Genomic DNA, 15856 nt, shown 5'->3' on the forward strand with positions numbered 1-15856 from the left:
AATTAAGTTTAAATGCCGTTTTTTGTCGATAAGATAAGACTTTCGGCACTGAACATCTGAAAGAAATCTGCTATAACTAGCTTCTATAAAAATTTACTAGTTAATGGAAGATAACAATGCATACAACAGCTCAAACGTTCAAAAAAGCTTTTACCGCGTCAATCGTGTCTGCAACTTTATTATGCTCTGGTTTTGTTAACGCTCATCAAGATGCACATCATCAAAGTCAGCTTGAACAAGCTATCGCTGGAGATCACCGCTCTGCAAATAACAAAGCACGTGATGAATACCGTCATCCGAAAGAAACGTTAGAATTTTTTGGATTTAATCCGTCAATGACCGTAGTTGAAATTACACCTGGCGGTGGTTGGTATACCGAAATTTTAGCGCCAGCAGTAAAAGGTAAAGGTAAACTTTACGGTGCTCAATACCCTGATACTGGCGAAGATAACTATTACAGTAATTCACGTAAACAATTAGTTGAAAAATTAGCGGGTAACGCTGTTTTTAGTGAAGTGGAATTGACAAACTTTGTGCCACGCCAAGCAAGTGAACTTGCCCCCGCAGGCACCGCCGATATGGTACTGACATTTCGTAATTTGCATAACTGGCGTGATGAGGGTGTAGAGCAAGCTTTTAAAGATGCTTACAAAGCATTGAAAAAAGGTGGCGTGCTAGGAGTGGTTGAACATCGCTTACCTGAAGGCGTAGATCCGAAAAGCGCAGTTGGCTATGTATCGCAAAGCAAAACTATTGAACAGGCAAAAGCGGCTGGTTTTACATTGGCAGCTAGCAGCGAAGTAAATGCAAACGCAAAAGATATGGCTGTTTATCCAAAAGGTGTTTGGACTTTACCACCAGTTTTACGCTTAGGCGATGAAGATAAAGCTAAATATATGGCGATTGGCGAAAGTGATCGTATGACATTAAAATTTGTAAAATAATATTGAATCGCTATAACCTGAGTTCGATAGGTTATAGCGACTTAACCAACTAGGAATTAAAGTTAATGAATGTTTTGGTAATTGGTAGTGGCGGTCGTGAACATGCTTTAGCATGGAAAGCTGCACAATCATCTTCAGTAACAAAAGTATTTGTTGCCCCGGGTAATGCAGGAACAGCTACAGAAGCTAAATTGGAAAATATCGCAATATCTACTGGCGATATCCCAGCCTTAGTCGACTTTGCTAAATGCAATCAAGTGGCTTTAACTATTGTTGGACCTGAACAACCGCTTGTCGACGGTGTAGTTGATGCTTTCCAAGCAGAAGGCTTAATGATATTCGGACCAAGTGCAAAAGCTGCACAACTTGAAGGTTCTAAATCATTTACTAAAGACTTTTTAGCAAGAAACAATATTCCAACCGGTAGTTATCAAAATTTCACTGAAATTGAACCTGCACTAGCTTATGTTCGAGCACAAGGTGCCCCTATTGTTGTTAAGGCCGATGGCCTTGCTGCTGGCAAAGGCGTTATTGTTGCAATGACACTGGAAGAAGCGGAAGACGCGATTCAGGATATGCTGGCTGGCAATGCTTTTGGTGACGCAGGACATCGCGTAGTGATTGAAGAATTTTTAGAAGGTGAAGAAGCCAGCTTTATTGTCATGGTTGATGGTAAAAATGTATTAGCATTTGCTACTAGCCAAGATCATAAGCGTGCTTACAATGGTGATAAAGGACCAAACACGGGTGGTATGGGTGCATATTCTCCAGCACCAGTTGTTACTCCTGAAATTCATCAACGTGCGATGAATGAAGTTATTATGCCTACCGTTGAAGGTATGGCCAGAGAAGGCGCACCTTATACTGGCTTTTTATACGCAGGCTTGATGATTGATACAGATGGTACGCCGAAAGTTATTGAATATAATTGTCGCTTTGGTGACCCTGAAACTCAACCAATTATGATGCGATTAAAATCTGATCTTGTTGAGTTGTGTATGATGGCTTGTCGTGGAGAATTAGACAAAGCAACGATTGATTTTGATCCACGTCCAGCCGTAGGCGTTGTAATGGCGGCAGCTAAATACCCAGCAAGTTACCCAAAAGGCGATGTTATTTCGGGCTTAGATACGAATAAAGCAACCGATCGAAAAACATTCCATGCCGGAACAGCTGAAAAAGATGGTGCTATAGTAACTGCAGGTGGTCGAGTATTGTGTGCAACAGCATTAGGTAATAATGTTACGCAAGCGCAACAAGCAGCCTATGAATTATTGCAGCAAATTTCTTGGCAAGGTGTTGAGTATCGAACAGACATCGCTTATCGAGCGATCGAACGTGAACAACGTTAATTGATGTCATGAAAAGTTGATAAAAAAAGCCCAGTAATTACTGGGCTTTTTTGTAGAACTTGTTCTGTGCTATATGTGTTATGCCAATTGAATTAGCAAGTGAGCAATGATTAATGTTCTAATTTAGCCAAGGTTTCTTTCTTAGCACCACCCGCGACAGCTGCAGCAATTGCAGAATCCCTATCAAATCCTGAGTCAATAGCCGCATTCACAATACCATTATTATGGCTATCAGAACTTTGAAGAACGGCAGCTTTAACTACAGTGTCGGCTTGATTAGGAAATAAAGCTAAAATATCTTTAACTATATTCGTTGCTTGCTCTGGAAGTGCTGTAATAGCCGCTGTTAAAATATTTAAAATTTTGCTTGGGTAACTAGACACAGTGTTATTTACAATATTACTGCTGTCGTAGGGTTCAGTACGTATAGCTACTCGAACAATATTTTCAATTTCAGTTGGATTAAACCGAACAGCAGTGTTAACTATTTCTTGAGCATACGCAGGTTCAGCTGTTATAGCTATTTCAACTAATTCACTACTCGGAGCTACTTTAGCTTTAATAGAGTTCTCTATTACATCACAAGCTAAAACGGGCTGTGCTGATAAAGCGCCCAACATAATTTGTCGATACTCTTCAGGATAGCGAGCGAAAGCAACAGCCATAACGACGTCTACTTTTTCTGGATAGCGTGAAAGTATTGCATGGACACTACTTTGTATTGTTCTATGTTTCTTTACTTGTTGGTTTAATATCTTAGCTATTAAACGTTCCTGTTTATATTCGGCAACATCCTTCGCCACAACCGTACTACTAATGCCAGCAAGCATTAACAAGATGAGTAATTTTTTCATTTGTTATGCTCTCTGCACAAACATCGTGATAAATTCCACTATGCTTGAAGGTTATTATTGTTATGTACAAATCAATATAGAGTATAAATTACTATATATCTCCTGTTTATTTGTACATAACAATAAACATTTTTAGGTAAACTGCTAACCGACTGCGGCTAACTACACACTTATTAGTCTGTAAACTAGTCGATTAGTTCAATTAAAAAGCAAACAAACACTTTTTTGAAATTAAATGCACTTTAGGTGTTGACGTGAGGCGAGAAATCTCTAAAATGCGCTCCAGTTCCAAGGGGTAACCCCAACGGGCTGTTTTAATAAGTTATCTAACGCGGTTTAGGCCAAATTAGTTAACGTAATGTTTTAAAGTAGGGTTTTGAATCTTCTGAAAAGAAAGTTTAAAAAAACGAAATAAAACGTTGACATTAAAACTGAGTTGCGTAGAATGCGCATCTCGCTTCAGGCAAGGCCTGCAGCAACGAAGCAAAGCGAATGAGATTTTGTTTCGGTTAGTTTTTTACTTCGAGTTTAAACTAACGTTCTTTAACAATTAGTTATCATGCAATTTGTGTGGACACTCACATTAACGTTGATTTTACATAGTTATCCTCGGATAACAAAAAAACAGCTTAATATGATGTCACACAAAAATAAGTATCATTTAGGTCTTCGGATTTAAATAATACGTTTTATGTAGTTACTTTCTTCTTTAGTCGGATAGAAAGTAACACGACAGAATTCATTGAGCAGATGTCTTTTCTTAGTTAACTTCGGTTAGTTAAGGTGAGCATCACAAACGATTTTTAATTGAAGAGTTTGATCATGGCTCAGATTGAACGCTGGCGGCAGGCTTAACACATGCAAGTCGAGCGGTAACAGAGATAGCTTGCTATCTGCTGACGAGCGGCGGACGGGTGAGTAATGCTTGGGAATATGCCTTTGAGTGGGGGACAACAGTTGGAAACGACTGCTAATACCGCATAACGTCTACGGACCAAAGGGGGGGACGCTTCGGCACCTCTCGCTCATTGATTAGCCCAAGTGAGATTAGCTAGTTGGTAAGGTAATGGCTTACCAAGGCGACGATCTCTAGCTGGTTTGAGAGGATGATCAGCCACACTGGGACTGAGACACGGCCCAGACTCCTACGGGAGGCAGCAGTGGGGAATATTGCACAATGGGCGAAAGCCTGATGCAGCCATGCCGCGTGTGTGAAGAAGGCCTTCGGGTTGTAAAGCACTTTCAGCGAGGAGGAAAGGTTAGTAGTTAATAACTGCTAGCTGTGACGTTACTCGCAGAAGAAGCACCGGCTAACTTCGTGCCAGCAGCCGCGGTAATACGAGGGGTGCAAGCGTTAATCGGAATTACTGGGCGTAAAGCGTGCGTAGGTGGTTTGTTAAGCAAGATGTGAAAGCCCTGGGCTCAACCTGGGAACTGCATTTTGAACTGGCAAGCTAGAGTTTTGTAGAGGGTAGTGGAATTTCCAGTGTAGCGGTGAAATGCGTAGAGATTGGAAGGAACATCAGTGGCGAAGGCGGCTACCTGGACAAAGACTGACACTGAGGCACGAAAGCGTGGGGAGCAAACAGGATTAGATACCCTGGTAGTCCACGCCGTAAACGATGTCAACTAGCCGTCTGTAGACTTGATCTGTGGGTGGCGTAGCTAACGCGCTAAGTTGACCGCCTGGGGAGTACGGCCGCAAGGTTAAAACTCAAATGAATTGACGGGGGCCCGCACAAGCGGTGGAGCATGTGGTTTAATTCGATGCAACGCGAAGAACCTTACCATCCCTTGACATCCAGAGAAGAGACTAGAGATAGACTTGTGCCTTCGGGAACTCTGTGACAGGTGCTGCATGGCTGTCGTCAGCTCGTGTTGTGAAATGTTGGGTTAAGTCCCGCAACGAGCGCAACCCCTATCCTTATTTGCCAGCGAGTTATGTCGGGAACTCTAAGGAGACTGCCGGTGATAAACCGGAGGAAGGTGGGGACGACGTCAAGTCATCATGGCCCTTACGGGATGGGCTACACACGTGCTACAATGGCAAGTACAGAGGGCAGCAATACCGCGAGGTGGAGCGAATCCCACAAAGCTTGTCGTAGTCCGGATTGGAGTCTGCAACTCGACTCCATGAAGTCGGAATCGCTAGTAATCGTAGATCAGAATGCTACGGTGAATACGTTCCCGGGCCTTGTACACACCGCCCGTCACACCATGGGAGTGGGTTGCAAAAGAAGTGGCTAGTTTAACCCTTCGGGGAGGACGGTCACCACTTTGTGATTCATGACTGGGGTGAAGTCGTAACAAGGTAACCCTAGGGGAACCTGGGGTTGGATCACCTCCTTATCTTGAAGTAAAACAGCTTAATGAGAATTCTCTTTCGAGAGTGTTCTACGAGTGTCTACACAAATTACATGATAACGAATTAGAAGAAGAAAACGTAAACCCTAGTATAATAAGGGGCTATAGCTCAGCTGGGAGAGCGCCTGCCTTGCACGCAGGAGGTCAGCAGTTCGATCCTGCTTAGCTCCACCACTTATTATACAAGTATCGATGTTTGATACGATGCAGGTCTGTAGCTCAGCTGGTTAGAGCGCACCCCTGATAAGGGTGAGGTCGGCAGTTCAAGTCTGCCCAGACCTACCAATTCTTCGTTACTCTGCGTTAGTTCGCAGCTCGTGTAGAAAACCTACACGTCGCTACCAACTGCATTGATTAACAAAGAATACATTTACTTCTTCAAAAGAATTGAATGACCAAACTTAAACTATCAAAGTTGATAAGTTAAGTTTGGTTTTTTAAACCAAGATTTATACCGAATGCGTGTATAAGTTTAGTTCTTTAACAATCTGGAAAGCTGATATAAATACCGGTATTTATATGATGAACACGGTGTCGCGCTGTTGTTCATAAATTATAAATACCAAGCTGTTATTAATAGGAATATCGCCTGTTAATAATGGTGATTACGGTTCCTCCTCGGAAACGTAATCAACCCGGTAGTAAATTTACTTTTACGAGTTAAATTTGTTACCACTCTTATTCAAGACACACTTTGTGTGCGTGAAAATGTCAGACTTTACAATTGCTGTGGATTAGTCTCCGCGGTGTACCAAATAGGAAACTACTTGGGGTTGTATGGTTAAGTGACTAAGCGTATGTGGTGGATGCCTTGGCAGTTAGAGGCGATGAAGGACGTGTTAATCTGCGAAAAGCTTTGGTGAGGTGATAAAAACCGTTATAGCCAAAGATATCCGAATGGGGAAACCCACCCAACGTAAGTTGGGTATCATTAAGTGAATACATAGCTTAATGAGGCGAACCGGGAGAACTGAAACATCTAAGTACCCCGAGGAAAAGAAATCAACCGAGATTTCCTTAGTAGCGGCGAGCGAACGGGAATTAGCCCTTAAGTGGTTTGTAAGTTAGTGGAATCTACTGGAAAGTAGAGCGATACAGGGTGATAGCCCCGTACACGAAAATAAACTTATCATGAAATCGAGTAGGTCGGCACACGTGAAACGTTGACTGAACATGGGGGACCATCCTCCAAGGCTAAATACTCCTAACTGACCGATAGTGAACCAGTACCGTGAGGGAAAGGCGAAAAGAACCCCTGTGAGGGGAGTGAAATAGAACCTGAAACCGCATACGTACAAGCAGTGAGAGCTAGATTTAGTCTAGTGATTGCGTACCTTTTGTATAATGGGTCAGCGACTTATATTCTGTAGCAAGGTTAACCGAATAGGGGAGCCGTAGCGAAAGCGAGTGTTAACTGCGCGTTTAGTTGCAGGGTATAGACCCGAAACCCGGCGATCTACCCATGGGCAGGTTGAAGGTTGAGTAACATCAACTGGAGGACCGAACACACGTATGTTGAAAAATGCGGTGATGACTTGTGGGTCGGAGTGAAAGGCTAATCAAGCCGGGAGATAGCTGGTTCTCCCCGAAATCTATTTAGGTAGAGCCTCGCACGAACACCATTGGGGGTAGAGCACTGTTAAGGCTAGGGGGTCATCCCGACTTACCAACCCTTTGCAAACTCCGAATACCAATGAGTGATATGCGGGAGACACACTACGGGTGCTAACGTCCGTTGTGAAGAGGGAAACAACCCAGACCGCCAGCTAAGGTCCCAAAGTACTAGTTAAGTGGGAAACGATGTGGAAAGGCATAGACAGCTAGGAGGTTGGCTTAGAAGCAGCCATCCTTTAAAGAAAGCGTAATAGCTCACTAGTCGAGTCGGTCTGCGCGGAAGATGTAACGGGGCTAAACTAGTCACCGAAGCTGCGGATTTGAACTTAGGTTCAAGTGGTAGGGGAGCGTTCTGTAAGCCGTTGAAGGTGAGTTGTAAAGCTTGCTGGAGGTATCAGAAGTGCGAATGCTGACATGAGTAACGATAAGGGGAGTGAAAAACTCCCCCGCCGAAAGACCAAGGTTTCCTGTCCCATGTTAATCAGGGCAGGGTAAGTCGGCCCCTAAGGCGAGGCGGAAACGCGTAGTCGATGGGAAACAGATTAATATTTCTGTACTTCTATATATTGCGAAGGAGGGACGGAGTAGGCTAGGTGAGCACGGCGTTGGTAGTCCGTGTGAAAGTACGTAGGCGGTTATCTTAGGTAAATCCGGGATTTCATTTAAACGCTGAGATACGAGACGAGACTCTACGGAGTTGAAGTCATTGATGCCATGCTTCCAGGAAAAGCTTCTAAGCTTCAGATATATAGGAACCGTACCCCAAACCGACACAGGTGGTTAGGTAGAGAATACTAAGGCGCTTGAGAGAACTCGGGTGAAGGAACTAGGCAAAATAGTACCGTAACTTCGGGAGAAGGTACGCTCTCTAATGTGAAGCCCTTGCGGCGTAAGCATCGGAGAGTCGAAGTAACCAGGTGGCTGGAACTGTTTATTAAAAACACAGCACTGTGCAAAATCGAAAGATGACGTATACGGTGTGACGCCTGCCCGGTGCCGGAAGGTTAATTGATTGGGTTATCTTCGGAGAAGCTCATGATCGAAGCCCCGGTAAACGGCGGCCGTAACTATAACGGTCCTAAGGTAGCGAAATTCCTTGTCGGGTAAGTTCCGACCTGCACGAATGGCGTAATCATGGCCACACTGTCTCCACCCGAGACTCAGTGAAATTGAAATTGCGGTTAAGATGCCGTATACCCGCGGCTAGACGGAAAGACCCCGTGAACCTTTACTATAGCTTGACAGTGAACATTGCTCCTACATGTGTAGGATAGGTGGGAGGCGTTGAAACTTTGTCGCTAGATGAAGTGGAGCCAACCTTGAAATACCACCCTTGTATGCGTGATGTTCTAACCTAGGGCCCTTATCGGGCTTGGGGACACTGTCTGGTGGGTAGTTTGACTGGGGCGGTCTCCTCCTAAAGAGTAACGGAGGAGCACGAAGGTTGGCTAAGTACGGTCGGACATCGTACGGTTAGTGCAATGGCATAAGCCAGCTTAACTGCGAGACAGACACGTCGAGCAGGTACGAAAGTAGGTCATAGTGATCCGGTGGTTCTGTATGGAAGGGCCATCGCTCAACGGATAAAAGGTACTCCGGGGATAACAGGCTGATACCGCCCAAGAGTTCATATCGACGGCGGTGTTTGGCACCTCGATGTCGGCTCATCACATCCTGGGGCTGAAGTCGGTCCCAAGGGTATGGCTGTTCGCCATTTAAAGTGGTACGCGAGCTGGGTTTAGAACGTCGTGAGACAGTTCGGTCCCTATCTGCCGTGGGCGTTTGAGAATTGAAGAGGGCTGCTCCTAGTACGAGAGGACCGGAGTGGACGAACCGCTGGTGTTCGGGTTGTTATGCCAATAGCATTGCCCGGTAGCTACGTTCGGAACTGATAACCGCTGAAAGCATCTAAGCGGGAAGCAGGCTTTGAGATGAGTTCTCACTGGAGCTTTAAGCTCCCTAAAGGGTCGTTGGAGACTACAACGTTGATAGGTTGGGTGTGGAAGTGCTGCGAGGCATTGAGCTAACCAATACTAATTACCCGTGAGGCTTAACCATACAACACCCAAGTGGTTTTAAGTTGTATGAAGTTTGACAACATTCGAAAGAATGACACGTACATAAAGAATTGAATAAGAATTCGAAAACAAAACGTATTTATCATCACTGAGACAATGTCTCAGTGATACAGCTTTCAAGATTGTACCCTTTTTGTCTAGCGACAATAGCGACATGGCCCCACCTGATCCCATTCCGAACTCAGAAGTGAAACGTGTTAGCGCCGATGGTAGTGTGGGAGTTCCCATGTGAGAGTAGGACATTGCTAGGCTTCTATTTAGAGAAACCCGTAGCTGATGCTACGGGTTTTTTGTCTAAAACCTTATGACTTAGCTAATTTTTAAGTTAATTAATTCATAAAGTTTTTTGTCTGATGACAATAGCGACATGGTCCCACCTGATCCCATTCCGAACTCAGAAGTGAAACGTGTTAGCGCCGATGGTAGTGTGGGAGTTCCCATGTGAGAGTAGGACATTATCAGGCTCCTATTTAAGAAGCCCGACTCGAAAGAGTCGGGCTTTTTGCTGTCTGCCTTTAAAACGTTTGCAGTATCGCTAAATTTCTATTAATTTGATTAATTAAAGGGACTTTATTGCTACGTTGCTACGTATAACGTGGCTTCCTCATTAGTAAAATTGGTCTTATACCAAATGTAATAAGTTATTGACCAATTTTAAGCGAGGATAAATTGTTCAAGAATAAGGCGTTTGATTGAGTAATAGCGGGCTATTGAGATTGAAAACAACGCAGTTATTGACGATTTAAACCGCCTTAAAATGATCGATTATTTATTTCAATTGGTATTACGCTAACTTAAAGGTAATTGTGTTATGTCATGGCAACCCAGTATGAATTGGCAAGATGCTAAAAAAAGGGCACAGGTATTAGCCCAAATTCGGTCATTCTTCTTAGTGCGTAATGTCATAGAAGTAGAAACACCTTTGCTTTCCCATGCAACAGTTACTGACGCGCATTTAGATGCTTTTGTTACTCAATATAACTATTCACCAGAAAGCCATTGTGATCAGTCTACGGCTCTATATGCTCAAACATCACCAGAGTTTGCTATGAAGCGTCTTTTAGCAAGTGGTTATGGCTGTTGTTATCAAATTTGTAAAGCGTTCCGTCATGAACAACATGGTCGTTTTCATAATCCTGAATTTACTATGCTGGAATGGTACAGGATTGATTATGACCATTTTCAGTTAATGGATGAAGTGGAGGCTTTGTTAAAGGTTATTCTCGATTGCCAACAAGTTGAACGTATCAGCTATCAAGATCTGTTTATGACACAAGTCCATATTGATCCTTTAAATACGGATAAACAGAAATTAATTGAAGTTATCTCAAAGCATAACAAGTTGAGCGATTGGTTAGAAAGAGAAGATTGTATTGATACATTACTGCAATTTATCATGGCTGAGTTAATAGAGCCTAATATTGGCAGTGATGTACCCTGTTTTGTTTATAACTTCCCAGCAAGCCAAGCGTCATTGGCAAAGGTTTGTAAAATTGATCCACGTGTAGCAGAACGGTTTGAATGTTATTTTAAAGGTATTGAGCTCGCGAATGGTTTTCATGAGTTAACAGATGCTGAACAACAAAAATTACGTTTTGGGAAAGATAACGACTTTAGAGCGAGCTTAGGCAAAGCTCAGCATGCAATAGACGAAAATTTTATCTCAGCACTAGAGCACGGCTTACCATCTTGTGCTGGTGTAGCACTCGGTATTGATCGATTGGTCATGCTTGCTATATCGGCAAGTAAAATAGATCAGGTTATTACCTTTGCAATTACGGATGCATAACTTATGTACGTGTTGCCAGATTACTTTGATAATTTTACTACAGTGGGCAGTTAGTTAAATTAGTATTAACTAACTATTCTGTTACAGGCTCCAATCTATTTATCAATTAAAGTACTTTATATTTAGCTTTTTCCCTGCGTATAAAGTAGATCAGTAAAATCATAATGTTGGTGTTGATCAATCTGGCATATTTAATTCTTTTAATTTTCTGGTTAACGTATTTCTTCCCCAGCCTAAACGTTTAGCCGCTTCTTGTTTATGTCCTTGCGTGTGCTGTAAAGCACTCTCCAATAATACTTTTTCAAATTCAGGCAATGCTTGCTCAATAATGTTACTTTTTCCTGTAGATAATTCAGTGTCGACCCATTTTTTCAGGCTATCTTGCCAACTACCATTTGAATCTTTCACAGTAACGGGCTTAACAGTAAGCTCGCTAGGTAGGTCTGACATCAAGATTTCTTTACCACTAGCCATAACGGTAAGGAATCGACAAATATTTTCTAATTGTCTAACATTTCCGGGCCATTCGCAGTGTTCTAAATATGACAAAGTACTTTTATGTAAGGTTTTAATTTCTACTGTTAGTTCATTTGCTGCTTGTTTCAAGAAATGCTGTGCTAACTGACTAATATCTTCTTTTCTTTCTCGCAGGCTTGGTATTTGGATCCTGATAACATTGAGTCGATGAAATAAGTCATCACGAAAGTCACCACTCGTGACTCGTTCTTCTAAGTTTTGATGGGTAGCAGCGATTATGCGTACATCTACTTGAATCGGAGAATGGCCACCCACACGATAAAATTGTCCGTCAGCTAAGACTCTAAGTAGCCTTGTTTGAATATCCAGTGGCATATCACCTATTTCATCTAAGAATAGTGTGCCTTGATGTGCTTGTTCAAAACGACCATGTCGCACAGCATTAGCGCCAGTGAATGCGCCTTTTTCATGTCCAAATAACTCAGATTCGATTAAATCCTTTGGAATCGCAGCCATATTCAGCGGTATAAAAGGTGCGGCTGAACGCGGGCTGTGCATATGCAATGCATGTGCAACTAACTCTTTACCTGTCCCTGACTCACCATTGATTAATACACTAATACTTGAACGTGATAGCCTGCCGATAGTCCGAAAAACTTCCTGCATTGATGGTGCAGCGCCGATAATACCAACAGCGTCTACTGAGGGTACTTTCTGCTGTGTCTTAGATTTTAATTCACGCGCATGTGTTAAAGCTCTATTAGCTAGGGTGACAGCGTCTTCAATATCAAAAGGTTTTGGTAAATATTCAAATGCACCACCTTGATAAGCATTCACGGCACTATCAAGATCCGAATGAGCGGTCATGATAATAACCGGAATATCAGCAAACTGATCATTGATTTTTCCTAATAGTGTCATGCCATCAATATTTGGCATGCGAATATCAGAAATAATTACCTCAGGTTGAGTGTGTTCTAATGCGATTAAAAGATCTTCTGGATTATGAAATGTGCCCACGCTTATATTGGCATTTGACAGGGCTTTTTCTAGCACCCACCTGATTGAGCTATCATCATCGACGATCCATACTTGTTCGGTGACCATTATTTTATCTCGCTTTCAAAGGGTATTAAAATAGTAAACTCTGTATGCCCAGGTCGACTTATACAGGATAATTTTCCGTGATGTTGATGGATAATCGTTTGGCATATTGAAAGCCCTAAACCAGTGCCAGATGCGCGACCTGATACCATAGGATAGAATAGGGTGCTTTGAATATGTTCAGGAATGCCGGGTCCATTGTCAATTATGCTGATTTCAGCACAAAGCTTTATACGTTTACCATTGATGGTTTTATTGCTTGCTGCTCTTGTTCTTAGCGTAATTTTACTTGCACCATCTAATGCTTGAATGGCGTTATGTACAATATTAATAACGGTTTGCTGAATCTTATCTTGGTCGAAAGTTAATTCGGGTATTGAAGGGTCATAGTCCCGCGCTAATATAATATTTTTAGGGTTATCAAACTTTGTCAGTTGGAAAACTTTTTCAATAACGATATGAATATTTTGTAATTTCATAACGGGTAATTGGTTAGGACCCAACAGTCGGTCAACTAAATTTGTTAACCTATCAGCCTGTTCTATGATCATCGCGGTGTATTCTTTTTGCTCGACGTTTAACTCTAAATCTAATAATTGCGCTGCACCACGAAGACCACCGAGCGGATTTTTAATTTCATGCGCAAGACCGCGGATAAGATCACGAGCAGACTCCCATTGTTGCTGTTGAAATGCTTCAGCACTGATATGTTTTTGATGATCAATTTGTTTGAATTCTAATAAAATATGGGGATGTTGATCAAAGGTAACGGAAGAGGCGGTGATTTCAACGGTGATTTGTCGCTGATCAAAAAATTCAATTGTAACATCACTATCGCTAAACTCTTGACCTGTGGTGAGTAACTGCTGCAAGCGAGCGTTGTTGATTGGGGTGTTGTAAAATACTTGTTCGATGGGCAGTCGGTATAGTTTACTCAAACTTTTCACCAGTAAGGCTTCTGCAGCGGGGTTTACATAGCAAATGTTAAGTTCATGATCTAATACCACAACGGCCGTTACCATTTGGTTAGGTAAAGATTGTTGGTAGTGTTTTTTTATTTTTTTTAAATTTACAACGTTACTAGACATTACCTTTCCTTGCACTAAAATGGTGCGTTAAGTAACGAGTGTAAATAAAGATGGTGCAATATGCACTGAATTATGGGCTATTTTGCCTTGTTAACCGATATTCTGTGCATATAAAACGTTACTGGGAGAGATGTTGCAATAACCTTGCCTTTATCGTCAATTAAAGACATTTTTATTTGGTGCTCACCACGATCAATATTTCTAAGTACAAACATCGAGTGTGTTTGTGGCTTTTTATAGGGCTTGTCGTCCAAATATAACTGTATTTTAAGACCACGTTTGAATATAGGCTTAATTCGACCTGAAACATATGCAGAGCCAGTATTATCCCTAACAGTTGCATTGTTTTCGGGTTGAACTATTTCTACTTGATAATTGTTATCAATCGCTTTTGGTTTAATATCTAAGATTGAAGTATCAATTGAGGATTTAACCGTGTTTGGTTCTTTGATATCGACTTCTTCAGCACCAGGCTTAGGGCTATCTGAGAAAACTAGCACACCTTGCTCGTTTCGCCATACATAAACTTTAGCAGAGCCAGCAAACACAGACAAAGCTTGCGTGAGCAATAGAAAGAAAATGCAAAAACGTGCAATGTTAATCAAAAGTAATAATCCTGTTCCGTAGGTTTAGTGTTAATTACGTATAATCTATCCAAATTATTACAAATGTACCACAAAAAAAGCTCACCGAGGTGAGCTTTTTTTATTTCTGCTATTTGAAATATCTACACGCTGTAGTACATATCAAACTCAACAGGATGAGTCGTTTGATTTAACAGCTCAACTTCTTTACGCTTAATACCAATGTAAGCATCGATCATGTCTTTATCCATAACGCCACCTTCCGTTAAGAAGTCCATGTCATTTTCTAAAGAATCTAATGCGTCAGTTAATGAAATAGCAACTTGTGGAATAGCTGCTGCTTCTTCTGCTGGTAAGTCATAAAGATCTTTGTCCATGGCATCGCCAGGATGGATTTTGTTTTTAATACCGTCAAGGCCAGCCATCAACATTGCTGAGAAACCTAAGTAAGGGTTCATCGTTGGATCAGGGAAACGTACTTCAATTCGCATTGCTTTAGGCGATGGAACAATTGGAATACGAATTGACGCTGAACGGTTACGAGCTGAGTAAGCAAGCATCACTGGTGCTTCAAAATGTGGTACTAAACGCTTGTATGAGTTAGTAGAAGCATTGGTAAAGGCATTTAATGCTTTAGCATGTTTGATGATACCACCAACATAGTAAAGTGCCATTTCAGATAATCCGCCGTACTTATCACCCGCGAATAAGTTTACACCGTCTTTAGCTAATGACTGATGAACGTGCATACCTGAACCGTTATCACCTACTAATGGCTTAGGCATAAATGTTGCTGTTTTACCGTAAGCGTGAGCTACGTTATGAACAACATATTTGTATATTTGTACTTCATCTGCTTTTAAAACCATGGTATTAAAGCGACAAGCGATTTCGTTTTGACCGGCTGTTGCTACTTCATGGTGATGTGCTTCAACAACTAAGCCCATTTCTTCCATAACTAAACACATAGCTGAACGTAGATCTTGAGAAGAATCTACCGGTGACGTAGGGAAGTAACCACCTTTAACGCCAGGACGATGTCCCATATTGCCTTCTTCGTATTCAGTACCAGAATTCCAAGCCGCTTCTTTATCATCTATTTTATAGAATGAACCACTCATGTCAGTATGGAAACGAACATCGTCAAAAACGAAAAACTCTGGCTCTGGACCGATTAAAACTGTATCTGCAATGCCAGTGCTACGCATATAATCTTCAGCGCGTTTAGCTACTGAACGAGGATCGCGGCTATAGCCTTGCATCGTTGTAGGTTCAAGAATGTCACAACGAACATTTAATGTTACTGCTTCAGTAAAAGGGTCAAGTACTGCAGATTCAGCTATAGGCATCATCACCATGTCTGATTCGTTAATACCTTTCCAACCTTCAATAGAAGAACCATCAAACATTTTACCGTCTTCAAAAAAATCTTCCGTAACTTGATGATGAGGAATTGAAATGTGTTGCTCTTTACCTTTTGAATCAGTAAAGCGTAAGTCAACAAATTTGACGTCATGTTCTTTAATTAAATCTAAAACTGCGTTTGACATTGAAAGTCTCCAGTGTAGTTAGTGCTTAAATGTTGAAAAACTTAATTCTTTATTGTCT

8 protein-coding genes, 2 tRNA genes and 4 rRNA genes are annotated in these 15856 nt (G+C 41.9%); 9 read left to right on the top strand and 5 right to left on the bottom strand.

Annotated features, from left to right (window positions below; translation table 11 throughout):
* Positions 1-116: 116 nt before the first annotated feature.
* Both A3Q33_RS10315 and purD read left to right on the top strand, forming a co-directional pair.
* On the top strand, positions 117-944 hold the full coding sequence (locus A3Q33_RS10315) for a class I SAM-dependent methyltransferase (protein ID WP_081179862.1): 828 nt from the start codon (positions 117-119) through the stop codon (positions 942-944).
* Between the two features lie 65 nt (positions 945-1009).
* Positions 1010-2296 carry a phosphoribosylamine--glycine ligase gene (gene purD / locus A3Q33_RS10320; RefSeq protein WP_081179863.1) on the top strand — a complete coding sequence of 429 codons (1287 nt, stop codon included), beginning with the start codon at positions 1010-1012 and terminating at the stop codon, positions 2294-2296.
* Between the two features lie 110 nt (positions 2297-2406).
* On the opposite strand, the gene A3Q33_RS10325 is transcribed toward purD, so the two are convergent.
* Positions 2407-3150 carry a hypothetical protein gene (locus A3Q33_RS10325; RefSeq protein WP_081179864.1) on the bottom strand — a complete coding sequence of 248 codons (744 nt, stop codon included), beginning with the start codon at positions 3148-3150 and terminating at the stop codon, positions 2407-2409.
* 804 nt (positions 3151-3954) lie between these two features.
* Between A3Q33_RS10325 and A3Q33_RS10330 the strand changes: the two genes are divergently transcribed.
* From A3Q33_RS10330 to epmA, 7 genes are all read left to right on the top strand, one after another.
* Positions 3955-5499 (top strand): 16S ribosomal RNA (locus A3Q33_RS10330).
* Between the two features lie 113 nt (positions 5500-5612).
* A tRNA-Ala gene (locus A3Q33_RS10335) sits at positions 5613-5688 on the top strand.
* A 34-nt stretch (positions 5689-5722) separates the two neighbouring features.
* Positions 5723-5799 (top strand) — tRNA-Ile (locus tag A3Q33_RS10340).
* 494 nt (positions 5800-6293) lie between these two features.
* A 23S ribosomal RNA gene (locus tag A3Q33_RS10345) occupies positions 6294-9186 on the top strand.
* Between the two features lie 156 nt (positions 9187-9342).
* Positions 9343-9457: ribosomal RNA gene (rrf, locus tag A3Q33_RS10350) — 5S ribosomal RNA — on the top strand.
* Positions 9458-9555: 98 nt separating this feature from the next.
* A 5S ribosomal RNA gene (gene rrf, locus A3Q33_RS10355) occupies positions 9556-9670 on the top strand.
* The 16S, 23S and 5S rRNA genes sit together here with 2 tRNA genes alongside, the layout of an rRNA operon.
* Positions 9671-10017: 347 nt before the next feature.
* Positions 10018-10995 carry an elongation factor P--(R)-beta-lysine ligase gene (epmA, locus tag A3Q33_RS10360; protein WP_081179865.1) on the top strand — a complete coding sequence of 326 codons (978 nt, stop codon included), beginning with the start codon at positions 10018-10020 and terminating at the stop codon, positions 10993-10995.
* 177 nt (positions 10996-11172) lie between these two features.
* Here epmA and glnG read toward each other — a convergent pair whose 3' ends face one another.
* The 4 genes from glnG to glnA form a co-directional block, all read right to left on the bottom strand.
* Complete coding sequence (gene glnG / locus A3Q33_RS10365; RefSeq protein WP_081179866.1) at positions 11173-12579, bottom strand: nitrogen regulation protein NR(I); 1407 nt, start codon at positions 12577-12579, stop codon at positions 11173-11175.
* Positions 12579-13664, bottom strand: a complete 1086-nt coding sequence (gene glnL, locus A3Q33_RS10370; RefSeq protein ID WP_081179867.1) for a nitrogen regulation protein NR(II) — start codon at positions 13662-13664, stop codon at positions 12579-12581. Before glnL ends, glnG begins: the two co-directional genes overlap by 1 nt.
* 77 nt (positions 13665-13741) lie before the next feature.
* Positions 13742-14269, bottom strand: a complete 528-nt coding sequence (locus A3Q33_RS10375) for a DUF4124 domain-containing protein (protein ID WP_081179868.1) — start codon at positions 14267-14269, stop codon at positions 13742-13744.
* Between the two features lie 122 nt (positions 14270-14391).
* Complete coding sequence (gene glnA, locus A3Q33_RS10380; protein ID WP_081179869.1) at positions 14392-15798, bottom strand: glutamate--ammonia ligase; 1407 nt, start codon at positions 15796-15798, stop codon at positions 14392-14394.
* Positions 15799-15856: the final 58 nt, after the last annotated feature.

This window comes from Colwellia sp. PAMC 21821, from assembly GCF_002077175.1.
Taxonomy (GTDB): domain Bacteria; phylum Pseudomonadota; class Gammaproteobacteria; order Enterobacterales; family Alteromonadaceae; genus Cognaticolwellia.

What these genes read in the sequence shown, in the direction of transcription:
- A3Q33_RS10325 (WP_081179864.1), bottom strand. Translation starts at nt 3,150, where the DNA reads ATGAAAAAATTACTCATCTTGTTAATGCTTGCTGGCATTAGTAGTACG.
- epmA (WP_081179865.1), top strand. Translation starts at nt 10,018, where the DNA reads ATGTCATGGCAACCCAGTATGAATTGGCAAGATGCTAAAAAAAGGGCA.
- glnA (WP_081179869.1), bottom strand. Translation starts at nt 15,798, where the DNA reads ATGTCAAACGCAGTTTTAGATTTAATTAAAGAACATGACGTCAAATTT.
- glnG (WP_081179866.1), bottom strand. Translation starts at nt 12,579, where the DNA reads ATGGTCACCGAACAAGTATGGATCGTCGATGATGATAGCTCAATCAGG.
- A3Q33_RS10315 (WP_081179862.1), top strand. Translation starts at nt 117, where the DNA reads ATGCATACAACAGCTCAAACGTTCAAAAAAGCTTTTACCGCGTCAATC.
- glnL (WP_081179867.1), bottom strand. Translation starts at nt 13,664, where the DNA reads ATGTCTAGTAACGTTGTAAATTTAAAAAAAATAAAAAAACACTACCAA.
- purD (WP_081179863.1), top strand. Translation starts at nt 1,010, where the DNA reads ATGAATGTTTTGGTAATTGGTAGTGGCGGTCGTGAACATGCTTTAGCA.